Source organism: Sneathiella aquimaris (assembly GCF_026409565.1).
Taxonomy (GTDB): Bacteria; Pseudomonadota; Alphaproteobacteria; order Sneathiellales; family Sneathiellaceae; genus Sneathiella; species Sneathiella aquimaris.
In genome coordinates this window covers 2,644,926-2,667,304 of the sequence record NZ_CP112881.1, presented here as the reverse complement: position 1 = coordinate 2,667,304, position 22,379 = coordinate 2,644,926, and the positions used below count along the sequence as shown (strand labels likewise).

The 22,379-nt window shown below is 49.1% G+C and carries 19 protein-coding genes; 13 read left to right on the top strand and 6 right to left on the bottom strand.

Annotated features, from left to right (window positions below; translation table 11 throughout):
- Nucleotides 1–25: 25 nt before the first annotated feature.
- Nucleotides 26–694, top strand: coding sequence for a TetR/AcrR family transcriptional regulator (locus tag OIR97_RS12495; RefSeq protein WP_169546041.1), 669 nt, complete (start codon nucleotides 26–28; stop codon nucleotides 692–694).
- Nucleotides 672–983, top strand: a complete 312-nt coding sequence (locus tag OIR97_RS12490) for a cupin domain-containing protein (RefSeq protein WP_169546040.1) — start codon at nucleotides 672–674, stop codon at nucleotides 981–983. The genes OIR97_RS12495 and OIR97_RS12490 overlap by 23 nt, the downstream gene beginning before the upstream one ends.
- A 2-nt stretch (nucleotides 984–985) precedes the next feature.
- On the opposite strand, the gene hutU is transcribed toward OIR97_RS12490, so the two are convergent.
- The 4 genes from hutU to hutI are packed head-to-tail and all read right to left on the bottom strand — an operon-like array spanning nucleotide 986 to nucleotide 6,279.
- Nucleotides 986–2,653, bottom strand: coding sequence for a urocanate hydratase (gene hutU / locus OIR97_RS12485; RefSeq protein ID WP_181017956.1), 1,668 nt, complete (start codon nucleotides 2,651–2,653; stop codon nucleotides 986–988).
- An 11-nt stretch (nucleotides 2,654–2,664) separates the two neighbouring features.
- On the bottom strand, nucleotides 2,665–3,474 hold the full coding sequence (gene hutG, locus OIR97_RS12480; protein ID WP_169546038.1) for an N-formylglutamate deformylase: 810 nt from the start codon (nucleotides 3,472–3,474) through the stop codon (nucleotides 2,665–2,667).
- 5 nt (nucleotides 3,475–3,479) lie between these two features.
- Nucleotides 3,480–5,018, bottom strand: coding sequence for a histidine ammonia-lyase (hutH, locus tag OIR97_RS12475; protein WP_169546037.1), 1,539 nt, complete (start codon nucleotides 5,016–5,018; stop codon nucleotides 3,480–3,482).
- 31 nt (nucleotides 5,019–5,049) lie between these two features.
- On the bottom strand, nucleotides 5,050–6,279 hold the full coding sequence (gene hutI, locus OIR97_RS12470) for an imidazolonepropionase (protein WP_169546036.1): 1,230 nt from the start codon (nucleotides 6,277–6,279) through the stop codon (nucleotides 5,050–5,052).
- Between the two features lie 61 nt (nucleotides 6,280–6,340).
- On the opposite strand from hutI, the gene OIR97_RS12465 reads away from it, so the two are divergent.
- The 3 genes from OIR97_RS12465 (at nucleotide 6,341) to OIR97_RS12455 (ending at nucleotide 10,839) form a co-directional block, all read left to right on the top strand.
- A complete protein-coding gene (locus OIR97_RS12465) occupies nucleotides 6,341–7,711 on the top strand; it encodes a formimidoylglutamate deiminase (protein ID WP_169546035.1) in 1,371 nt (456 codons plus the stop codon).
- Between the two features lie 11 nt (nucleotides 7,712–7,722).
- Nucleotides 7,723–8,472, top strand: a complete 750-nt coding sequence (gene hutC / locus OIR97_RS12460) for a histidine utilization repressor (protein ID WP_169546034.1) — start codon at nucleotides 7,723–7,725, stop codon at nucleotides 8,470–8,472.
- Nucleotides 8,473–8,625: 153 nt separating this feature from the next.
- Nucleotides 8,626–10,839, top strand: coding sequence for a sensor histidine kinase (locus OIR97_RS12455; protein ID WP_169546033.1), 2,214 nt, complete (start codon nucleotides 8,626–8,628; stop codon nucleotides 10,837–10,839).
- On the opposite strand, the gene OIR97_RS12450 is transcribed toward OIR97_RS12455, so the two are convergent.
- Nucleotides 10,836–12,374, bottom strand: coding sequence for a trimethylamine methyltransferase family protein (locus OIR97_RS12450; RefSeq protein WP_169546032.1), 1,539 nt, complete (start codon nucleotides 12,372–12,374; stop codon nucleotides 10,836–10,838). The two genes, OIR97_RS12455 and OIR97_RS12450, sit on opposite strands and share 4 nt — an antisense overlap.
- A gap of 256 nt (nucleotides 12,375–12,630) precedes the next feature.
- Between OIR97_RS12450 and OIR97_RS12445 the strand changes: the two genes are divergently transcribed.
- From OIR97_RS12445 to OIR97_RS12410, 8 genes are all read left to right on the top strand, one after another.
- Entirely contained in the window at nucleotides 12,631–15,069 is a 2,439-nt protein-coding gene (locus OIR97_RS12445; protein ID WP_169546031.1) for a GcvT family protein, read from the top strand.
- A 24-nt stretch (nucleotides 15,070–15,093) separates the two neighbouring features.
- Entirely contained in the window at nucleotides 15,094–15,780 is a 687-nt protein-coding gene (locus OIR97_RS12440; RefSeq protein ID WP_169546030.1) for a corrinoid protein, read from the top strand.
- Nucleotides 15,780–16,415, top strand: coding sequence for a DUF1638 domain-containing protein (locus OIR97_RS12435; protein WP_169546029.1), 636 nt, complete (start codon nucleotides 15,780–15,782; stop codon nucleotides 16,413–16,415). Before OIR97_RS12440 ends, OIR97_RS12435 begins: the two co-directional genes overlap by 1 nt.
- A complete protein-coding gene (locus OIR97_RS12430) occupies nucleotides 16,405–16,704 on the top strand; it encodes a virulence factor (protein ID WP_169546028.1) in 300 nt (99 codons plus the stop codon). The genes OIR97_RS12435 and OIR97_RS12430 overlap by 11 nt, the downstream gene beginning before the upstream one ends.
- Nucleotides 16,704–17,243 (top strand): methylenetetrahydrofolate reductase C-terminal domain-containing protein, encoded by a 540-nt coding sequence (locus tag OIR97_RS12425; RefSeq protein ID WP_169546027.1) that lies wholly within the window; start codon nucleotides 16,704–16,706, stop codon nucleotides 17,241–17,243. The genes OIR97_RS12430 and OIR97_RS12425 overlap by 1 nt, the downstream gene beginning before the upstream one ends.
- Nucleotides 17,224–18,324, top strand: a complete 1,101-nt coding sequence (locus OIR97_RS12420) for a methylenetetrahydrofolate reductase (RefSeq protein ID WP_169546026.1) — start codon at nucleotides 17,224–17,226, stop codon at nucleotides 18,322–18,324. The genes OIR97_RS12425 and OIR97_RS12420 overlap by 20 nt, the downstream gene beginning before the upstream one ends.
- A 70-nt stretch (nucleotides 18,325–18,394) precedes the next feature.
- Nucleotides 18,395–19,300: a methyltetrahydrofolate cobalamin methyltransferase gene (locus OIR97_RS12415; RefSeq protein WP_169546025.1), complete on the top strand. Its 906-nt coding sequence runs from the start codon at nucleotides 18,395–18,397 to the stop codon at nucleotides 19,298–19,300.
- A complete protein-coding gene (locus tag OIR97_RS12410) occupies nucleotides 19,293–21,335 on the top strand; it encodes an ASKHA domain-containing protein (protein WP_169546024.1) in 2,043 nt (680 codons plus the stop codon). The genes OIR97_RS12415 and OIR97_RS12410 overlap by 8 nt, the downstream gene beginning before the upstream one ends.
- Here the strand turns inward: OIR97_RS12410 and OIR97_RS12405 are convergent.
- A complete protein-coding gene (locus OIR97_RS12405; RefSeq protein WP_169546023.1) occupies nucleotides 21,332–22,333 on the bottom strand; it encodes a GlxA family transcriptional regulator in 1,002 nt (333 codons plus the stop codon). The genes OIR97_RS12410 and OIR97_RS12405 overlap by 4 nt on opposite strands.
- Between the last annotated feature and the right edge of the window lie 46 nt (nucleotides 22,334–22,379).

The following is a 22,379-nucleotide window of genomic DNA, read 5'->3' as shown; positions in this document are numbered from 1 at the left end:
TTGGAATCACAAGTTGGGAGGCTACGTGACAAGAACAGCAGGATCAAAAGGGGAGAAGACACTCAGTGCGCTCCGCGAAGCGGGGCTACGCCGATTGTCTCAGCAAGGATTTTCAGGAATGACATTGCGTGAACTGGCTGGTGATGTTGGTATTCAGGCAGGGTCACTCTATAATTATTTCCAGAATAAGCAGGATTTTTTATATCAGGTTCTTCTTACCGTTATGGAAGATCTGTCTGAAGAGTTGAACGGAAAGCTTAAGGGGGCAGAGACCCCTCGAAAAGCAATGCTGGCCTATGTCGACTGCCATGTCTCCTTTCACTCTTCGCGAAAGCAGGAAGTTGTTATCAGTACGATGGAGCTTCGAAGCCTGAATAAGGAAAACTATCAGAAGATTGTTACCTTACGGGACCGCTATGAAGGTCAATTTCGCCATATTCTGGAATGGGGGAACCAGGAACAGGTCTGGAAAGTTTCTGATCCGCAAGTCGCAACAAAATTGATCCTTGGTATGATGACAAGTGTGGGGACCTGGTATAAAGCAGGCGGCCGTTACCAGATATCAGACCTGGTGCTCATTTATCAGGAAATGATCGATAATTTATTGCGCAATGAGGTCGGTTCTCAAACCATGAACTCGATGATCGATTACGGTGAAAGGCATGAAACCAATGCGAAAAATCGTCCCCTCTGAATTTGCCGGAAAATTGGCGTGGGATGCGCTGGATATCGAGTTTATCAAAGAGGCGACCGTCCGCCTTCATTGGACGGACCAGCCATATAAATGGCATATCAATAATGGGCCAGAGGTCTTTGTTGTGTTGGAGGGAAATGTTGACATGTTTACCCGTGAAAACGGCGAAGAGACACTTTGGAAACTTAAGCCCGGCGATATTTTTCACGCAGAGGAAGGGGATGAGCATATTGCCCACCCTCAAGGCATTGCCCGCATACTCGTCATTGAGCAGGCGGGCAGCGTTTAGACTTACTTTAGCGACGGCAGGTTGAGGCCATTTTCTTTTGCGCATTCAATCGCAATATCATATCCCGCGTCTGCATGGCGCATCACGCCTGTTGCCGGGTCATTGAACAAGACGCGCCCAATGCGCTCGTCTGCGTCGGCACTGCCATCACAGGCGATAACCATGCCGGAATGCTGGGAGAAACCCATTCCCACGCCGCCGCCATGATGCAGGCTGACCCAGGTGGCGCCACTTGCCGTATTCAGTAACGCGTTTAGCAATGGCCAGTCAGATACTGTATCCGAGCCATCTTTCATGGCTTCTGTTTCACGGTTCGGGCTGGCAACCGATCCTGAATCAAGATGGTCCCGTCCAATAACAATAGGGGCCTTCAACTCGCCTGTTCTCACCATTTCGTTAAAGGCCAGTCCAAGGCGGTGGCGTTGACCCAACCCGACCCAGCAAATACGGGACGGTAGACCCTGGAACTGGATCCGCTCTTTTGCCATGTCCAGCCAGTTATGCAGATGTGGGTCATCCGGGATAAGCTCCTTCACCTTGGCGTCGGTTTTGTAAATATCTTCAGGATCGCCGGACAATGCAGCCCAGCGGAAAGGACCAATGCCGCGGCAGAATAACGGTCGGATATAGGCTGGCACGAACCCCGGGAAATCAAAAGCGTTATCAACACCTTCTTCCAAGGCCATTTGCCGGATATTGTTTCCGTAGTCGACCGTAGGAACACCTGCTTTGTGAAAATCGAGCATTGCTTTTACATGTGTGGCCATCGATTGTCTCGCGGCCTGTTCTACTTCTTTAGGGGCACGTTCGCGCTTTTCTTCCCATTGGGCCAAGGTCCAGTTTCGCGGCAGGTAGCCGTTTATCGGATCATGCGCCGAGGTTTGGTCTGTGACAATATGCGGATGATCTCCGCTTTCAAAAATCTGCGGGAAAACATCTGCAGCATTGCCGAGCAAGCCAACGGAAACGGCCTTTCCTTCAGCTGCGGCTTCGTGAATGATTTGCATGGCCTCTTCAAGGGTGTCTGCTTTTCGGTCGAGATATCCGGAACGAATACGGAAATCAATCCGGCTAGGCTGGCATTCAACAGCCAGCATTGACGCACCGGCCATCGTTGCAGCAAGAGGCTGAGCCCCGCCCATACCACCAAGACCGGCGGTCAGGATCCACTTTCCTGAAAGATCACCATCGTAATGTTGGCGTCCCGCTTCTACGAAGGTTTCATAAGTGCCCTGAACGATGCCCTGACTACCAATATATATCCACGAACCTGCTGTCATCTGGCCGTACATCATCAGGCCTTTTTTATCCAACTCGTTAAAATGTTCCCAGGTGGCCCAATGGGGAACAATGTTTGAATTGGCAATGAGGACACGCGGTGCGTTGCTATGGGTTTTAAAAACACCAACCGGCTTGCCTGACTGCACAAGAAGGGTCTCGTCTTCCTCCAGTTCTTTGAGGCTTTTTGTAATCTGATCAAACGCTTCCCAATTACGCGCGGCCCGGCCGATACCGCCATAAACAACAAGTTCATGCGGATGTTCTGCAACTTCCGGATCCAGATTGTTCATGAGCATGCGAAGGGGGGCTTCTGTCATCCAGCTTTTACAATTCAAATCTGTTCCCGTAGGGGATTTGATAATGCGGGAATTATCAATTCGATTGGTCATGTTCAATTTCCTCAGGCTTGGTTATATGTTTTCTGGGCCCAGTTCAGCAGGGCTTCCAGTAGGGTTTTTAGTTGTGGTTTCAGAAGAGCAGCTTTCTGTGGATCGAATTGGAACGGAAAGCTCTCATCCATGTAGGCGCATTGCGCGGTTTCCATTTGAACCGCGTGAATATTCTGGTCAGGATTTCCATAATGCCGGGTGATGTAGCCGCCTTTAAAGCGACCATCAAGCACATAGCTGAAAGACCCGTTTTCCAAGGTTTCTTTCAAGTGAGATACGAGCGATGCTGATGCGCTGGTATTATCGGCTGTTCCTAGATTCAGGTCCGGTAACGTCCCTTCAAAGAAACGGGGCACTTCAGATCGAATGGAATGGCAATCATATAGAAGGGCAAAACCAAACTTCTGATGAACCCTGTTAATCTGTTCCTGAAGCGCATCATGGTAGGGACGCCAAAACTGGTCGCGACGGCGCTCAACTTCCTGTTCATCTGGCTCTTTCCGGTCCAGATAAAGTGGTGATCCATCGAACAAATCAACCGGGCAAAGACCTGTTACGCTTTGTCCGGGATATAAAGAAGCACCTTCTGGATCTCGATTGAGATCAACCACATAGCGCGAGTAGCTGGCGCTGAGAACCGTTGCTGATAAATCCGACGCGATTTCCTGATACAACTGCGGAATATGCCAGTCCGTGTCGGGCAACTTCCTGGCGTCATCCGTCAACCGGTCTTGCAGGCCATCCATCAATTTCGTCCCTGGATGAGGCTGACTTAAAATAAGAGGGGACGTGCCGACTGTTAGGGTAAAAATTTCAGACATGTTTTTTAGACACCTATTGACGGAATATGGTCGTTAAACCGGTTTCTCAGATCATCGCTTTTCACCAGCGACTTGATGGCGTCTATGTCAGGTGCGAAAAAGCGGTCTTCATCATAAGCTGGCACTTTCTCACGAATGACGTTGAACAATGTCTCCAGTATCGACGATGATTTTAACGGATGACGGAACTCGATTCCCTGTGCTGCGGCCAGTAGTTCGATAGCGACAATGGCCGCTGTGTTATCCGCCATTCTCAGTAGTCTCCGCGCCCCATGGGTTGCCATGCTGACATGGTCTTCCTGATTGGCCGATGTTGGGATAGAATCCACCGAGGCCGGATGCGACTGCTGTTTGTTCTCACTGGCTAATGCCGCTGCGGTTACATGGGCAATCATGAACCCCGAATTGACGCCCGGGTTTTTAACAAGAAAGGCGGGCAGGCCACTGATCGAAGTATCGATGAGCATCGCGACGCGGCGTTCAGACATGGATCCGATTTCCGCAATGACCAGGGCAAGGTTATCAGCTGCCAACGCCACAGGTTCTGCATGGAAGTTTCCGCCGGAAATAACGTCATCGGTATCTGTGAAAACCAAAGGGTTATCTGAAACGGAATTTGCCTCTCGTAACAGAATATCTCCGTTATTGCGCAATTGATCCAGACAGGCGCCCATGACTTGTGGCTGGCATCGCAAGCAGTATGGATCCTGAACCTTTTCGCAATCTTCGTGCGATTTACGGATCTCACTTCCCTCGATTATGCTTCGGTAGGCAGCGGCCATGTCAATTTGTCCGAGTTGGCCGCGCACTTCATGAATTCGCGCATCAAACGGGGCATCTGTTCCTTTGGCGGCATCCAATGAAAGACTGCCCGCCAGCGTGGCGGCGGCAAGGAGTTTCTCGGCCTCAAACAAACCGGCCAGCGCGAGCGCGGTAGAGACTTGCGTGCCATTGAGTAACGCCAGCCCTTCTTTAGGTCCCAGCGTTAATGGTTCAAGGCCCTCACTTTTTAACGCCTCAGCCGCCGGTAGGATCTCGCCGTTCAGCCGAACCATTCCCACGCCCATCAAGGCCGCTGTCATGTGGGCAAGGGGGGTTAAGTCGCCGGATGCACCAACGGATCCTTTTGCTGGAATAGCCGGATAAATCTCGTGTTCCAGAAGGGCAAGAAGACTTTCAATGACGATCGGCCGGACGCCTGAAAAGCCACGCGCCAAGCTGCATGCCTTGGTTGCAATAATCAGTCTGACAATGTTGTTTTCCAGCAATGGACCAGTACCAGTGGAATGAGACATGACCAGATTTGTCTGCAATTTTTCCAGTTGGTCGCTAGGGATAACCTCCTGTGCCAATCGCCCGAACCCAGTATTGATGCCGTAAACCGTCCGGTCTTCATCAATGATTTTCTGGACGGTTGCCGCACTTTTCAGTACATCGCCCTGCCAGCCATCCGCCAAAGAAAATGCGCAGGTTTCGTTGTAAAGGGTTCTGAGATCTGAAAGCGTCAGAGTGCCGGGTGAAACGGTCAAAATCTTTATAGTCATTTATAAATTTCCAAAAATAATAGTGTCAGCATTAAGCTAAACGGCCTGAAAAATATCTGCGATAAAGGGGAGTGCTTCCAATGCGATAAGTCAGTTCTGCAGGATGCACAATCGACCAGATCGCAAGGTCTGCATATTTTCCTGCTTCGAGCGTACCGATCTGGTTTTGCAAGCCAAGGGCCTGGGCTCCGTTCCGCGTAAAGCCTGCCAACGCTTCCTCTGGCGTCATCCGAAATAGAATGGCTGCCATGTTCATTACAAGCTGAGGGCTTGTGACCGGTGAGGATCCTGGATTGCTATCGGTTGCGATGGCAATCGGGACATTATACTTACGTAACAAATCAAGGGGCGGTAATTTTGTTTCCCGAAGAAAATAGAACGCACCGGGTAACAGAACAGCGACGGTCCCATTTTTGGCCATTGCCTTTACCCCGGCTTCATCCAGATATTCAAGGTGATCGGCTGACAGGGCATGGAAGTTAGCCGCCAGTTCTGCCCCATTTAAATTGCTTAGCTGCTCAGCATGAAGCTTGATCGGAAGACCGAGGGCTTCTGCTTTTTTGAATAGTTGCCTGACCTGTTCTGTGGAAAAGGCAATTTTTTCGCAAAATGCATCTACTGCATCGACCAGTCCCAAGCTATGCGCGGTCGGGAGCATTTCTTGACACACCTTCTGCATGTAGCCGTCACTGTTGTCTTTGAATTCTATTGGTAAGGCATGGGCCCCCAGAAAGGTTTTGCGGACGCGAACCGGATTTGTTTCTTCCAGTTTTTTTGCAACTTCAAGCATCTTGATTTCATCGGCGGTATCCAGACCATACCCTGATTTAATCTCGATGGTTGTCACGCCACCTTTGAGGGACTCGTCCAGTCTTGGTTGGCTGACCGCCAGCAGTTCAGCTTCTGTTGCAGAGCGGGTTGCGTTGACAGTCGAGACAATACCGCCGCCTCGCGCAGCGATCTCTTCGTAGGATAAACCTTGCAGGGCCATTTCAAATTCTTCTGCCCGGTTGCCGCCATAGACCAGGTGAGTGTGACAATCCACCAATCCCGGCGTTATCCAGCGGCCTTCCAGATCAATCACTTCACAATCATCGGATAGATCCTTGAAGGGAACGGTGGATTTGAGTCCAATCCAGTCAATTCGATTGTCAGAAATTGCAAGGCAATCGGCGTCGATACTGCCGTAGGGATTACCATTTGTTGTCATGGTAGCAAGACGGGCATTGGTGAACAGAGTTGTCCATTTGGGTGTTTGCATTTTCCCTTTCCTCGCAACGTTAAAAATTGTATATACAAATTATTATGATAGGAATGACGAGATGATCAAGCATTTTTTTGACTTTGCCTTCGTTCAGGGGAAATGGGCGCAGAATGTTTTGCTGTCGATTTCGGCTGACGGGACAATAAATGATATAGTTTCAAATAGTCCTGCTGGTGATGCGGTCAAGCATCGTGGCTATATGGTGCCGGGTATGCCGAACCTGCATTCCCATGCATTTCAGCGGGCTATGGCCGGGTTGGGCGAGCTTGCGGGTCCATCAGATGATACGTTCTGGAGTTGGCGGCGGGTGATGTACGATTTTCTTCATCATCTAGGACCAGATGAATTCCAAGCGATTGCCGACCAGCTTTACATGGAAATGTTGAAAGCAGGCTTCACTTCTGTTGGCGAATTCCACTATTTGCATCATCAGGTCGGCGGTGCCCCTTATTCGGATCGGCTGGAAATGAGCCATCGGGTTTTGGCGGCAGCAGAAAAAACAGGCATTGGGCTTACGCTACTACCTGTTTTGTATAGCTACAGCGGTTTTGGGGCACAGCCGCCTAATTCGGGTCAGGGCAGATTTATCAATGATGTTGATCAATATCTTGCAATGGTTGAGGCGCTGAACACTGCGTCCAAAGAAAAGGCGGGCGTGTGTATTGGTGTTGCCCCCCACTCACTGAGGGCAACATCAGAAGAACAGATAAAAACAGTTCTAGATGTTGTCTCCGCGGATATGCCCATACATATTCATATCGCTGAACAGATGAAAGAAGTCGATGATTGTATCGCTTGGTCAGCACAGCGGCCTGTAGAATGGCTGGCAAATCAAGTCGAACTGGATGAACGATGGTGTCTGGTACATGCAACCCATGTGACGGACTCGGAAATAAAGACCATTGCAACTGCAGGTGCCGTTGTTGGCCTGTGTCCAATAACGGAGGCAAATCTGGGGGATGGGTTGTTCCCGGTAAATCAGTTTATGAACGAAAAGGGAAGCTGGGGCGTTGGTTCAGACAGTAATATCAATATTTCAAGTGCGGAAGAGTTAAGGACACTGGAATATGGCCAGCGTCTTTTGCATCAAAAAAGAACGCTGATTGCGGAACCTGGCCGGTCTAATGGGGATTATCTCTACGATGCTGCCTGTACTGGGGGGCGTAAAGTCCTGAATCCGGGGCAAAAGGCAGGCTTGCAAATTGGCGCGGCCGCTGATTTTGTCATTCTGAAAGACGATCACCCTTCTTTACTGGGCAAAAAGCCCTCACAGATCTTGGATGGCTGGATATTCGCTGGCAATAATGAGGTTGTGAAAGAGGTGTTTGTGCGTGGGAAGCAAGTTGTAAACGCCGGACATCATATACAGGAAGACAGTATCAAAGAACGCTTTCAAAGGGTTATGACTGACCTTTCTGAAAAACTCTAAGAGTAAGCCAGATGACATCAAATGCACTTAATTTTAGTCCGGACGCTGATCCATCGGAACCATTGTATAAACAGATCAAACGGCTGATTGTCAGTCGCATTGATAGTGGGCAATGGAAACCGGGCGATAAAATTCCGACAGAGCATCGCCTGGTCAAAGAGTTGAATGCCTCCCGCATGACTGTCAACAGGGCGTTGAGGGAACTGACGCAGGAAAATATTCTGGTTAGACGTCAAGGGTCCGGGACGTTTGTTTCGCCGGCCCGTTTAGAGACCGGATTACTGGAAATTCGAAATATTGCAGAGGATATCGTCAACCGAGGAAACGAACATTCCTGTAAGGTTCTGGTCCTGGAAGAAGTTTCGTTGCAAGAGGAAATGGCAACATTGATGGGGTGCCCGGTTTCTTCAGAAAGCTATCATTCTGTATGTTTGCATTTGGAAAACGGGACACCTGTTCAGTTGGAGGACAGATATGTGAATAAAACGTTGGTTCCGGATTTTCTCAATCAGGATTTTTCGCGAGAGACAACTGGTGGATACCTTCTGTCCAATATTGCCTACACCCATGCAGAACATAAAATCAGTGCAGCCATCGCGACCAAGAACCAGCGCAGCAGATTGGAATTATCGGAACATGAACCGGTTCTCGTCTTACAACGAAGGACTTATTGTTCGATGGGGGTGATCACAGTTGTAAACCTGTACCATCCGTCCAGTCGTTTTGAATTTGCCGGGACGTTTATTCCAGATCGAAATTGAGGAAATCCAAGTCAGTTGTAACATCGATAAAAAGTCTTTTTATTAACAAATCTTAATATTGAGACTATTCTATTTAGGTGTTTGTATTTATAATAAAATACAGTTCGTACGTTTAAGTCGTGATTGTATAGTCACTGTAAGGGCTATTGTTTAATGACTGATAATCAACTGTTGCAAGAACAGTCCGTCACCAGACGCAAGATAGCAAACTTAATACTTCCCGTATTACTTTTTGTAATTGGGACATTTGGGCTGGTTTTTCTTGGAATCTGGCAATCAACTAAAATTGTCGATAAAAAAGCGGTCTTGGCATCCGAAAAACTACTGGTCTCGCTTTTCGAGGATGATGATGAGTCTCTTCGAGCTCTGGCTCTTGACTATGCGTATTGGGACGCCTCGCTTATCAATACTGTCGTCGACCCTGATTGGGACTGGGCGGATGGTAATATCGGTCCTTACCTTCATGAAACCTTTAAAATAAGTGGTAGCTTTGTTGTTAATCAGCGCCTTGATACAGTCTATGCTGCCGAGGATGGCGAACGGACGTCAACTGACTTGCTGGATATTTTCCCGCTGATCGAGAAATTTATTCAGGCTAATCAGGACGCGGCGCTCTTAGATAATGGACAAGGAAAGGCATCTTATCTTTTTGATGATGACGGGGTTTTACACCGAATAGCAGTCGCTCAGATACGTCCAGATTATTCTTCATTAAAAGAAGCCGATGCAAAAGAAATCCTGCAGAAACCGCATTATCTTGTTCTGGTAAAAAAGCTCGATGTCGCTTTTTTGAAATCATTAAGCAAAAGGTTTTCTTTTTCCGATTTAAAGATATCCAGAGAAGAGCCCGTTGGCGAAAAAGAATTGGCTGTGGTCAAACTGGAAACGCCGGAAAAACATGGGGGGCTGTGGATTTCATGGCGTCCGGAGTTGCAGGGAGAAGAGCTCTTTGCGCTTTCTTTGAAGAGTATTGCGTTAGCCATCATCGTCTCCCTGATCTTGCTGTGCTTTATAGTATTTCGGTCAATCAAGTTGCTGGATTACCTTGACTTCAAGTTGCAGGAGAACCGCGAGCAGGCCCGAAAGAACAAAGACTATGAAGAGGCGATCTCGGACCTTGTAAAGGGAGATTCTGGTCAGGATAATTCGATTGTGGAAGCCGTCAAAAAACTGGCTGAAAATGTGGCTGAAACATTAGAAGTAGACCGCATCGGGATTTGGAAAATGGACCAGAAAGAGGGGCGACTGGAGTCACTTTGCCGTCATGATACCTCACAGAATAAGTTTCTTGATAATCTTGCCCTTAACATTTCTGACTATCCTGAGCTTTATCAACTTCTCTCAATGAAAGAAAAAATTGTTATTTCAAACGTTAACCAAAACAAGCTTGTCAGAAATCTGGCAAACCTGTTGATGGCACCGGGAGAAGTCGCCTCTGTACTCGCGCAGCCGATTGTTATACGAGGAAAACTGATAGGGGTTGTTCATTTCGCTAAGTGGGATATCGATTACCAGTGGTCAGAGAGTGAAATCCGCTTCATGCAGTCTATCGTCAATATTGTTAATCTCCTGATGGAAGCTCAGGAAAGGGCCATGGTTGAACGGGAGCTTAGGGTCGCAAAAAACAAAGCTGAAGCGGCAAACCTGGCCAAATCAGAGTTTTTGGCGAATATGAGCCATGAACTCAGGACCCCCTTAAATGCTGTGATCGGTTTTTCGGATTTGATGCTTCAGAAAATTTATGGTGATTTAGGCTCTGAACGATATGAAGATTATGTCAGTGATATCAATATGAGTGCCCGACATCTTTTGAGTCTGATTAATGAAATTCTGGATGTTGCGAAGACAGAGGCTGGGCGTTTTGAAATTTTCCCCGAAGATGTGGATATCAAAAATGAATTTTCGGCAGCGATCCGCATGCTCAAAGGGCGCTTTAAAGACCGCAATATTGACATTGAGTTTGACAATGCTGACGACGTAAAGAGTGTTTTTGTAGATCCAAAATGCTTCCGACAGGTGTTGATCAATATTCTTACAAATGCCGTAAAATTTTCGCACGAAAAATGCAAAATCTGCGTCCGAATTCAGAGGAAGGATGGTCAGGTATTTTTGTCATTTGAAGATAATGGCGTTGGCATTCCCAAAGACAAAATTGATGATGTCTTTATTGCCTTCAATCAGGTTGAGAACACAATGAATAAAACAACAGAAGGAACCGGATTGGGGCTGTCCATTTCGAAAGCATTGATTGAAATGCATAAAGGGTCAATTTCTATCGAAAGTGAACTCGGTAGGGGAACAACAATATTTGTTACCCTACCGGAGAAATCGTCCAGCAATCAACGTGAAGATTTGGATGCAGCTTAGACGTTTGAATCAGGGAAACTGCTTTTGCGTTTTTGTATGAACTCTATAAGGGCTTCATCGATAGCTGGATCCAGGGCAGGGGCTTCATACTCTGCCAGCATTTTCTTCCAAAGCTGATTAGCCCGCATTGCCATATCCAGCGACCCGTCAGCCTCCCATTGTTCTACGGAGTTGTTGTCGGCAAGTTTTGAACGATAAAATGCCTGCTCAAAATTGCGTTGGGTATGATCACATCCAAGATAGTGTCCGCCGGGCCCAACTTCACGCACAGCATCCATCGCTTGCCCGTTTTCATCGGTTGCAATACCGCGTGCCAAGACTTCCATCATCGCGCACTGGTCCATATCCATCACAAATTTTTCATAGGAAGAGCAAAGGCCGCCTTCCAGCCAGCCAGCTGAGTGAAGGGCAAAGTTGACCCCGGACATAACCGTCATTAGCAACGTTTGGCTTGCTTCATTGGCCGCTTGTGCATCCGGAAGCTTTGATGCTGTAAACGCACCACCCGACCGGAACGGAACATTGAGCCTGCGGGCAAGCTGGGCCGCCCCGCTCAAAACGAGAAGTGATTCAGGGGTTCCAAACGTTGGCGCACCAGATTGCATGGAAATTGAACTAACGAAAGTGCCAAAAACAACTGGCGTTCCCGGTTTTATCAATTGGGTCATGGCAATGCCTGCCATGGCTTCAGCCAGAAGTTGTGCCAGTGTGCCCGCGGGGCTCACCGGGCTCATGGCGCCCGAAAGAATGAACGGAGAGACCACCGCGGCCTGATTGTTGGCCGCATATACCTTAAGCGCTCCCAGCATTGTCGCATCATAGGTGAGAGGCGAGTTTGCATTGATCAAATTTAACATTACGCAGTTATTCTGGACAAATTCTTCGCCAAAGACCAAAGAGGCCATATCGACGCTGTCTTGCGCCCGCTCCGGGGCGGTTACAGAGCCCATAAACGGTTTGTCTGAATATTTGACATGACTGTAAACCATATCGAAATGACGCTTATTGACGGGCAAGTCTACAGGTTCGCAGACGGTGCCGCCCGAATGGTGCATGGCAGGTGCCATATAAGCCAGTTTCACAAAATTCTGGAAATCTTCCAATGTGCCATAACGCCGGCCCTTATCCAGGCAATGCACAAAGGGTGGGCCATAGACTGGCGCAAGGACAATGTTTTTGCCGCCAATTTGGACGTTGCGAGCAGAGTTTCGGGCAAATTGAGTAAATTCTGAAGGGGCTGTTTTTATGAGATTGCGGCAAAGGCCTTTTGGAAACCGAACGCGCTCGCCGTCAATGTCAGCGCCTGCGTCTTTCCAAAGTTGAATACTTTCCGGGTCATCGACGAAATTGATGCCGATCTCTTCCAGAATTGTATCGGCATTGGCCTCGATGATTTCCATTGCCTCGTCCGACATTAAATTGGAGACCGGTATATTCCGGGTGATATAGGGAATGGAATGAGCCGACCGGTTTTGCCGCGCCTCCCGTCGTGCGCTCCTGCCGCGTCTGCTGCCTCTTGTCGTGGTTTCCGTCATGGGTGCCTCACATTGTTTTAAAGACCTTCTCCTGCATTCTTTCATTTAATCAGAACAATTTTTAGCGACTAGCGCAGGGCCGTCTTATTTGCGCCCCGGATTGGCGGTTCTGGAATAGTCGAATTTTCTGGATCAGGACTGAAGAACAAAGATGGCGTTTCAGGAACAGCGAATGTCGCGGTTTGATTAGCGGCCTCCCTACGCCGAGGTCAACCTGTTTAGATAAAAATAAATTAGACAGGCAGAAGGTGGGATTATGAAATCGCATGCGCGCGTAGTGGTAATTGGCGGTGGTGTTGTAGGCGTGAGTACCTTGTACCACCTGACCAAAAAAGGCTGGTCTGATGTTGTCCTGTTGGAGAGAACGGAGCTGACCGCTGGTTCGACGTGGCATGCGGCGGGTTTGCTTCCTCTTTTTAATATGAGTTACGCGGTTGGAAAGATCCATAAATACAGTGTGGATCTGTACAAGCGGCTTGAGGCAGAGACCGGTCAGGATGTCAGCTTCCATGTTACAGGAAATCTGCGGCTTGCAACGAACCAAGAGAGAATGGATGAGTATCTTAAATATTGCGGGACCGCGAACACGATTGGGGTTCCGTTTGAAATCATAACGCCTTCAGAAGTAAAAGAGTTATGGCCTTTGGCGGACACAGACGGGTTGGTTGGCGCGCTTTATCATCCGGATGATGGTCATATTGCGCCGGTTGACGTAACCAACGCTATGGCTGCGGGCGCGCGGCAGAATGGCGGCACGATTTATCGGCAAACAGAAGTCCTTTCCATAGAACAACAGTTAAATGGTGAATGGCTGATCCGAACCAACAAAGGTGACATAACGGCAGAGCATGTTGTCAGCTGTACCGGCAACTATGCCCGCCAAACCCTGTCCATGGTTGGGCTGGATATTCCTGTGATCCCGGTTGAACACCAATATATTGTTACTGATGAAGTGCCTGAACTGGTTGAGCGAAAAAAAGCCGGATTGCCGGAAATGGCTGTCCTCAGGGAAAGCGATGCTTCTTATTACCTGCGTGAAGAACGTCAGGGGTATATTTTGGGACCCTATGAAAAAGGCGCGCCGGCGTGCTTTGTTGATGGTGTTCCAGATACGTTCGGGCAGGATTTGTTTCCGGGAGATCTGGAACGGTTACTGCCTCATGTAGAGGCCGTTATTAAGCGTGTTCCTTCTTTTGCTGACGCCGGTATCAAAGACATTGTCAACGGACCGATTGCCTATACACCAGATGGGAGCCCCATGATTGGCCCGGCTTGGGGGTTGAAAAACTTCTGGATGAACGAAGGCCATAGCTTTGGGGTTACGGCCGCCGGAGGATCTGGTTGGCAGTTAGCAGAATGGATTACCGAGGGCGAACCCGGTATCGACATGATGGATGTGGATCCTCGTCGATTTGGTGCCTATGCAACGAAACCATATACGAAGATTAAAAACGAAGAATGTTACGAACATGTCTTTGTTATCCATTATCCGGATGAAGAAAGGGCAGCGGGCCGTCCGCTAAAACAAAGCCCCTGTCATGATCGTTTGGCGGCAAAAGGCGCGGTCTTCGGTCAGCGTTATGGCTGGGAAAGACCCAATTGGTTTGCTCCTGAAGGCGTTGAACAAGTGGATGACTGGAGCTTCCGTCGATCCAACTATTTTGAGCATGTTGGGAATGAGGCGATCAATACGCGTAAAAATGCGGGATTGATCGACATTACAAGTTTTTCAAAATTCCAAATAACCGGACCGGGCGCAGAAGCGTATCTGGATCGCCTGGTCTGTCGGAAATTGCCAAAAGCGACGGGCCGTATTCATTTGGCTCATGCCCTCAACAAACGCGGCGGCATCCGGTCAGAGTTTACGATCATGAAAGATGGCCCAAATGCCTATTATGCCGTTAGTTCCGGCGCGGCAGAGCGGTTTGATTACGACTATCTGTTGAAAAACCTGCCCGAGGACGGTTCCGTGCGTCTGGATAATGTAACAACCCAGCATGGTGTGCTTGTTCTTGCGGGTCCGAGGGCGAGAGATATTCTGTCAAAAGTGACAGATGCAGATTTGTCGAACGAAGCGTTCAAGTGGCTAACGGGTCAGCATATTACCGTCGGTCTGGCACCGTGTAGAGCGATGCGCGTTAATTTTGTGGGTGACCTTGGATGGGAATTACATCATCCGATTGAATATCAAAACCATATTTTTGATGCCTTGGTGAAGGCTGGCGAAGAATTTGGACTTGGCATGTGCGGTATGCGTGCAATGGATAGTTTGCGCATGGAGAAAAACTACCGCATGTGGGGTCAGGATCTAACCCGCGAATACACCGTTTTTGAAGCTGGCCTCGATCGGTTTGTGCATTTGGACAAAGGCGACTTTATCGGTCGGGAGGCGTTGATTTTGCAGAAAGAAAACGGTGTTCCTCAACAGTTTGTTGCGCTTGAAATACATGGCATCAAGGATGCGGACGCCATTGGAAATGAACCTCTTTTTGACCGTGACGGAAATATTGTTGGCCGCGCGACAGCCGGTGCCTTCGGGCATTGGACAGGGAAGTCTTTAGCGCAGGGCTATGTGAAAACTGGAACGACCCAGATCGGAAGCAGCCTGCTAATTGATATTCTGGGAGAAAAATATGAAGCAACGGTGATCGAAGAATCTGCTTATGATCCCGAAAATATTAGTTTGCGTAGTTGATCACGGTGGTTTGGGAGAAAGTATATGGACGAAGATGAAATTGATCTGAGTAGCCTGAATGATCAAGAGCTGGTCGAGCAAATGCACGACGATCTATATGACGGTTTGGCTGACGAGATTGTTGAAGGGACCAGAATTTTGCTTGATCGGGGCTGGGCGCCCTATCAGGTTCTCACCGATGCACTGGTCGAAGGAATGCGAATTGTGGGCGTGGATTTCAGGGACGGCATATTATTCGTTCCGGAAGTTCTGCTTTCTGCAAATTCGATGAAAGCGGGCATGGAAATCCTGAAGCCTCTTCTTGCAGAAACGGGAGCCCCAAAAGCAGGTAAAATGGTCATCGGCACTGTCAAAGGTGATATTCACGATATCGGCAAAAATCTGGTCATCATGATGATGGAAGGGGCCGGGTTTGAAGTCATTGATATTGGTATTAATAACCCTGTTGAAAATTATCTTGAGGCGTTGGAAGAACACAAACCGGACATTATCGGCATGTCCGCTTTGCTGACGACAACCATGCCGTATATGAAGGTCGTGATTGACGCCATGGTCGAGAAGGGTATCCGGGATGACTATATTGTTATGGTTGGCGGTGCGCCTTTGAACGAAGAATTCGCGGATAATGTGGGCGCGGATGCCTACGGTCGGGATGCCGCCATGACCGTCGAGCTTGCCAAGCAGAAGATGCTCGAACGCAGGGCCGCCTGATGACAACAAAGGGCAATGGTTTTGCGACACCGCCAACATTGCTCATCGCTTGCGGGGCTCTCGCAGCGGAAGCGAAACAGGTATTGGAGCAGGACGGCCTGAGGCATATCAAGCTGACCTGCTTACCGGCTCATTTACATAATACACCGCATAAAATACCGGCATTGCTCCGCCGGAAAATACGAGCCAATCAGGCAGAATACTCAAAAATATTGGTTCTATACGGAGATTGTGGGACCGCCGGTGGCATTGATGAGGTTCTGGAGGAAGAGGGGGCTGAGCGTATTGCCGGGGCCCATTGCTATGAATTTTATGCCGGAAGTGAGACGTTTGAAAAAATGTCAGACACGGAGCCGGGAACGTTCTATTTGACCGACTTTCTAGTCCGTCATTTTGATCGCCTGATTTGGAAGGGTCTCGGAATGGACCGGCATCCGGAATTACGGCCACTCTATTTCGGAAACTACAAAAACCTTGTCTATTTGGCTCAAAATCCGACGCCGGTGCTTGTCGAACAGGCGAAGGAGGCGGCTGCTAGACTGGAGTTGGAATTCGTAAATCATCGAACAGGATTATTGGGGCTAGAGATGTTTTTCGACGAGACAGTCATAAGGGAACAGGTGAATGCAGATTAACATAATTTATTGGCGTGATATCCCGTCACAAGTTTCCGTTCAAAAGGGTCGGCGGTCCGCCAAGCTTTTATTGGAACAGCGGTTTCAGGAGGCCATTGATCAGGCAGCGATGCGTTCTGGTGCACATGAAAGTGACGCTTATCTGCAAGACTGGCGCCGGGTGCTTTTAGGGAACTATGATGGTGACTTGCAGACTTTGGCGGATGCAAAGGCCGCTGAGTTGGAAGCCAGCATTGGTGAAACAGAATTGAGTGCGTTGGTAAAAAACAACGGTTGGAAGGAGGCTTAATGCCGAAAGCTGCTTATCAACCCGCCCGGCGAAGTCCGGTTACGCGATCCAGTTCATTCTATACAGTGCGTTTATGGTCTGTTCGTCACTCCAAGATGTTAGAGAGCCTCTACAAAGCGCTTGCCCACGTGTTTTTAAAACTTCATCCCGTCTGGCAGTTACTAGGATATAAACGGGTTGAAAAACCGGTAAAATCGGCTGAAAAGCTTGTGAAGGGCTTTTTGTTTGATTGTCGGATGTGCGGACAATGTGTGTTGAGTGAAACCGGTATGTCTTGCCCTATGAATTGCCCGAAGAGCCTAAGAAATGGACCTTGCGGAGGTGTGCGGGCGAACGGGAATTGTGAGGTGGAACCAGACATGCCCTGCGTATGGGTTCAGGCCTGGAAGGGGAGCCAGAATATGCGGGCGGGAAACACCATTTTGAACGTTCAAAAGCCAGTTGATCATTCGCTGAGGGAGACGTCATCCTGGCTGCGGGTCACATCAGAAGCGGCCAAGGAAAAAGAAAGGCAGGCAAATGGGCTTTCTGACGCTTGATGAGAACGAAAAGCAGTTACCACCCTTGCCGGGTCATACTTCGAGAGGACGTCTGGAGAGGGTCCTAAGGGCAGGGGAGTTCGCTATCACTGCTGAACTGAACCCGCCGGATAGTGCTGACCCTAATGAAGTCTTCGAGCGCGGCGCCATTTTTGACGGTTGGATAGACGGGATCAATGCGACGGATGGGTCTGGAGCAAATTGTCATATGTCGTCTGTCAGCATTTGTGCGCTTTTAACGCGCGTGGGCTATTCCCCCATCATGCAGATTTCCTGCCGGGATCATAATCGAATTGCCATTCAGGGGAATGTCTTGGGGGCTGCTGCGATGGGTGTGAATAATATCCTGTGTCTGACCGGGGATGGCGTACAGGCCGGGGACCAACCGGGTGCCAAACCGGTGTTCGATCTGGACTGTATGTCCCTGTTGCAAACTATTCGTCAAATGCGCGATGACGGCCGCTTTCTTTCTGGCCGACCGATAACCTCTCCGCCACAGGTGTTTTTAGGGGCGGCGATCAACCCGTTTGCCCCTCCCTATGATTTTAGACCCCTTCGTTTGGCAAAAAAAATCGAGGCGGGCGCACAATTCGTTCAAAGCCAATATTGCTTCGATATACCAATGTTGGAGCGCTATATGCAGGATGTTCGGGACAGGGAGCTGGACAAAAAATGTTTTATTCTGATTGGTGTGGGACCGCTTGCTTCTGCCCGGGCTGCGCGCTGGATCAGGAGTAACGTTCCTGGAATCCATATTCCGGATAGTATTATCGAACGGATGGAAGGGGCTGATGATCAAAAGCTTGAAGGAAAGAAAATCTGTATTGAAATGCTCCAGCAGGTCCGGGAAATGCAAGGTGTTTCGGGGGCTCATGTGATGGCATATCGGCAAGAAGAGCTGGTTGCAGAAATTGTTCATGAGTCTGGTGTTCTGAAGGGGCGGAAACCTTGGACCCGAGAAGCCAATCCGGGCTTTGAGGCTGTCGTCGAAGCCACGGACAATACGAAAGAGAATTTGGGAGAGACAATTAACCCCTCTGAGGCTGTTGCTGCCGCTTCTGATGAAGAGCATGTCGTTTGAAGGCTAGTTCTTGGGGTAATTTGATCGTCTAGTAAGAATATAACCAACTCCCGTTCGAAGGGTTTCGAAAATGACAGATACAGTTCTTTCTTCCGCCACCAAAGAGGTCGTAATAGGATTTGACCGACCTTTTGTTATAATTGGGGAAAGAATAAATCCCACGGGACGAAAATTGTTGTCTGCTGAAATGATGGCTGGTGACTATAGCCGAGTGGAAGCGGATACTTTGGCGCAGGTAGCGGCTGGGGCGCAAATGCTGGACGTGAATGCGGGTATTCCATTGGCGGATGAGCCGCGTATGCTGGCTGAAGTCGTGCAATTGGTGCAATCTCTAACAGATGTTCCGCTATCAATTGACTCGTCCATTGTTGCCGCACTGGAGTCTGGTCTGGGGGTATATCAAGGCAAGGCTCTAGTAAATTCGGTCACTGGCGAAGAAGAGCGTCTTGAGACGGTTCTGCCCTTGGTAAAAAAATACGGTGCAGCCGTCGTTGCCATTTCAAATGATGAAACCGGCATTTCGGAAGATCCGGATGTGCGGTTTGAGGTGGCAAAGAAAATCGTTCAGCGGGCGCAGGACTATGGTATTTCACCGGCCGATGTTGTGGTCGATCCCCTTGTGATGCCGGTTGGGGCAATCAATGATGCGGGCAAACAGGTTCTAAGGCTTATCCGCCGATTGCGCGAAGAGCTGAAAGTCAACACAACATGCGGGGCTTCAAATTTCAGCTTCGGGCTTCCAAACCGGCATGGTTTGAACGCATCGTTTCTGTCCATGGCCATTGGTGCCGGGATGACATCCGCGATTACAAATCCATTGCATGAACCTGAAATGGCTGCCGTCATGGGCGCAAATGCGGTTATGGGGGTTGACCCTAACTGTGCTCAGTGGATTAAGAAATATCGGGAACCCGCGGCGGAAGGAGAAGAAGGAGCAGGCCGTCGCGGAGGACGGAGGCGGCGGCGGAATGCCTGATATTATTAACACCAATCCAGAAGATTATCTTGTCGTTTTTACCCCCTCTGGTATTCGGGGTCGGTTTCCAAAGGGCACATCCTTGCTTAAAGCAGCCCGGGATCTGGGGGTCGATATCGATAGTGTTTGTGGTGGCAGAGGGATTTGTGGCCGCTGTCAAATTGAACCTGTCGTCGGGGATTTTCCAAAGTTTGGTGTGAAATCATCCTCGAATTCACTCAGTTCGCTTGCCGCAAACGAAAAAAAATATGATGAAAGAAGAGGCCTTCGCGACGGGCGGCGCCTGAGTTGCCATGTCACGTTGCAAGGGGACACAGTCATTGATGTGCCCCAGTCCAGCCAGGTGCATAAACAGATCATTGTAAAGGCGGCAGAAGACCGGGTCATTGAAATTGATCCTGCCGTTCGGTTGCATTATGTGACTGTTCAGGAGCCTGACATGCATAATCCGACCGGGGATTTTGAACGTCTGGCTCTTGCACTGGAACAACAATGGGGCCTGAGGGATCTGGAATGCGATCTCAGAATTCTTCAAAAGCTTCAGAAAGAACTCCGAAAAGGGGAGTGGGCGGTTACCGTCGCCGTTCATCGGGATACACGGATTATGGCTCTTTGGCCAGGTTTTCACAGTGATGCATATGGTATTGCGGTGGATGTGGGGTCAACTACAATTGCCATGCATCTTTGTAATCTGTCGACCGGGCAGGTGATGGGATCTAACGGGATGATGAACCCGCAAATTCGGTATGGCGAAGACCTGATGAGCCGGGTTTCTTATGTCATGATGAACGAAGGCGGCGAGAAAGTTCTGACATCCGCCATACGAACGGGCATTAATCAATTACTGACCGAACTTTGTGAAGACACAAAAATTGACCCCATGAATGTCTTGAGCGCAGTGTTCGTGGGAAATCCGATTATGCATCATCTTTTGTTGGGAATTGACCCAACAGAGCTGGGCGGGGCTCCTTTTGCACTGGCTTCAAATTCCGGGATGATCTTGTGGGCAACAGAAATAGATCTGTGCAGCAATCCGGATGGTCGGGTTTATTTCCTACCCTGTATTGCAGGGCATGTCGGCGCGGATACAACAGCGGTTATCCTGTCAGAAGCCCCTCATCTGCAGGAAAAGGTAACTCTGATCGTTGATATCGGAACAAATGCAGAGCTGGTTTTGGGAAATAACAGTCGCCTGCTCGCTGCATCCTCACCGACAGGTCCGGCATTTGAAGGCGCGCAGATCGCCTGTGGGCAGAGGGCTGCGGCGGGGGCGATAGAAAGGGTCCGAATTGACCTGGTTACAAAACAGGCCCGGTATAAAGTCATCGGTTGCGATCTTTGGTCAAACGAAGAGGGTTTTGAAGACGCTATCGATGGATTTGGTGTTACAGGGATTTGTGGATCCGGTATCATTGAAGCATTGGCTGAAATGTTCCTCGCTGGCATTCTTTCGGAAGATGGTGTGATTAAAGGAGATCTGGTTGATCAGTCTCAGTGGATTATTGCGGAAGGGCGTACATTTGCCTATGTTTTACGCGAAGATCCGATCAATCCGATCAGAGTTTATCAAACGGATGTGCGGGCCATTCAATTGGCTAAGGCCGCATTATTTGCCGGGGCCAAATTGTTAATGGACCGTTTTGGTGTCAGTGAGGTGGAACGTGTTTTACTGACCGGTGCCTTTGGTAGTCATATCGATACGAAGTATGCAATGATATTGGGGATGGTCCCCGATTGTGATCTCGCGGAAGTGTCGGCAATTGGCAATGCGGCTGGCATTGGGGCCCGTATCGCGCTGTTGAATAAACAGGCCCGTTCTCAAGCAGAAGAACTGATCAGCAAGGTGGAAAAAGTTGAAACAGCGGTAGAACCTGATTTCCAGAAATATTTTGTAGATGCGATGGCCTTGCCGCACAAATCTGAACCTTATACCAACCTGGCTAAAGTCGTCAGCCTGCCGGAAAAGACAGAGCCATCGAATGGCGCTGATAAAAACAGGCGACGGACCAGACGGCGAAGAACAGCAAGCGATTAATGCGGTAATTTACGTTCTTCGCTTGGGGTATGGCCAAAATGTTCCCGGTGGCATTTGGAAAAATGTGAGGCCGAGACAAAGCCGCAGGCAAGTGCGACTTCAATGATTGGTAAGCTGGTTTGGGTGAGGAGATACCGAGCCCGATCCAGACGAAGCCCGAGATAATATCGGGTTGGCGACCGGTGCAGATATTTTTGAAATAATCTCTCTAGCTGTCGCGTTGAAAGGTTAACATTTGACGCCAGATCGCTACAGCTTAGTGGTTCTTCCAGATTTTCTTCCATACAGGAAATAGCTGCCAGCAATTTGGGGTGAGAAATTCCTAAGCGGGCCCTCAATTCCATACGCTGGCGTTCATGGCCGTCCCGAATTCTGTGATGAATTAATTGCTCTGCAATTGCGAGGGCGGTTTCATGGCTGGTATGTACGGATACGAGGCTTAGCATCATATCCAGAGACGCTGTTCCGCCCGCACAAGTATATCGGTTTCGATCAATTTCGAATAACTCGGTCGTTATATCCAGATTAGGGAATTCTTCGCGGATACCGGACGTGTTCTCCCAATGGATTGTGCTGCGGTAGCCCGACAGCATGCCAGCTTTGGCCAATATATAGGTTGCGGTGCAGATGGCCCCGATGGCGGTGCCGCGAGACGCAGCTTTGCGTAACGATGCAACGACGCCCGTTGAGGTATAGGTTTTAATGTTCAAGCCACCACAAACAAAAAGGATATTCTGGTGAGGCATCTCGGCAAGGTTGCCGGCGACAGGAAAGGACAAGCCTGCACTGCTGACAACGGGTTCGCCATCTTCTGAATAGCAGGTCCAATCATAGACTTTGCGGCCCAGCACCCGATTGGCCAACCGCAAGGGCTCGATTGCCGAAATAAAGGCGATCGATGAAAATTCAGGCAGCAGGCAGAAACCGATTTTATATTCGGCTTCTGCGGCCCCATCCAACGGATGTCGGTCAATGAAGGTGTGGTCAAGGTCACTCATACAAAAACGCTACTTCAACTCTGATTTTCCAGCAACTTAAATTGTT

What these genes read in the sequence shown, in the direction of transcription:
- OIR97_RS12490 (WP_169546040.1), top strand. Translation starts at nt 672, where the DNA reads ATGCGAAAAATCGTCCCCTCTGAATTTGCCGGAAAATTGGCGTGGGAT.
- hutU (WP_181017956.1), bottom strand. Translation starts at nt 2,653, where the DNA reads ATGACCAATCGAATTGATAATTCCCGCATTATCAAATCCCCTACGGGA.
- hutG (WP_169546038.1), bottom strand. Translation starts at nt 3,474, where the DNA reads ATGTCTGAAATTTTTACCCTAACAGTCGGCACGTCCCCTCTTATTTTA.
- hutH (WP_169546037.1), bottom strand. Translation starts at nt 5,018, where the DNA reads ATGACTATAAAGATTTTGACCGTTTCACCCGGCACTCTGACGCTTTCA.
- hutI (WP_169546036.1), bottom strand. Translation starts at nt 6,279, where the DNA reads ATGCAAACACCCAAATGGACAACTCTGTTCACCAATGCCCGTCTTGCT.
- OIR97_RS12465 (WP_169546035.1), top strand. Translation starts at nt 6,341, where the DNA reads ATGATCAAGCATTTTTTTGACTTTGCCTTCGTTCAGGGGAAATGGGCG.
- hutC (WP_169546034.1), top strand. Translation starts at nt 7,723, where the DNA reads ATGACATCAAATGCACTTAATTTTAGTCCGGACGCTGATCCATCGGAA.
- OIR97_RS12455 (WP_169546033.1), top strand. Translation starts at nt 8,626, where the DNA reads ATGACTGATAATCAACTGTTGCAAGAACAGTCCGTCACCAGACGCAAG.
- OIR97_RS12450 (WP_169546032.1), bottom strand. Translation starts at nt 12,374, where the DNA reads ATGACGGAAACCACGACAAGAGGCAGCAGACGCGGCAGGAGCGCACGA.
- OIR97_RS12445 (WP_169546031.1), top strand. Translation starts at nt 12,631, where the DNA reads ATGAAATCGCATGCGCGCGTAGTGGTAATTGGCGGTGGTGTTGTAGGC.
- OIR97_RS12440 (WP_169546030.1), top strand. Translation starts at nt 15,094, where the DNA reads ATGGACGAAGATGAAATTGATCTGAGTAGCCTGAATGATCAAGAGCTG.
- OIR97_RS12435 (WP_169546029.1), top strand. Translation starts at nt 15,780, where the DNA reads ATGACAACAAAGGGCAATGGTTTTGCGACACCGCCAACATTGCTCATC.
- OIR97_RS12430 (WP_169546028.1), top strand. Translation starts at nt 16,405, where the DNA reads ATGCAGATTAACATAATTTATTGGCGTGATATCCCGTCACAAGTTTCC.
- OIR97_RS12425 (WP_169546027.1), top strand. Translation starts at nt 16,704, where the DNA reads ATGCCGAAAGCTGCTTATCAACCCGCCCGGCGAAGTCCGGTTACGCGA.
- OIR97_RS12420 (WP_169546026.1), top strand. Translation starts at nt 17,224, where the DNA reads ATGGGCTTTCTGACGCTTGATGAGAACGAAAAGCAGTTACCACCCTTG.
- OIR97_RS12415 (WP_169546025.1), top strand. Translation starts at nt 18,395, where the DNA reads ATGACAGATACAGTTCTTTCTTCCGCCACCAAAGAGGTCGTAATAGGA.
- OIR97_RS12410 (WP_169546024.1), top strand. Translation starts at nt 19,293, where the DNA reads ATGCCTGATATTATTAACACCAATCCAGAAGATTATCTTGTCGTTTTT.
- OIR97_RS12405 (WP_169546023.1), bottom strand. Translation starts at nt 22,333, where the DNA reads ATGAGTGACCTTGACCACACCTTCATTGACCGACATCCGTTGGATGGG.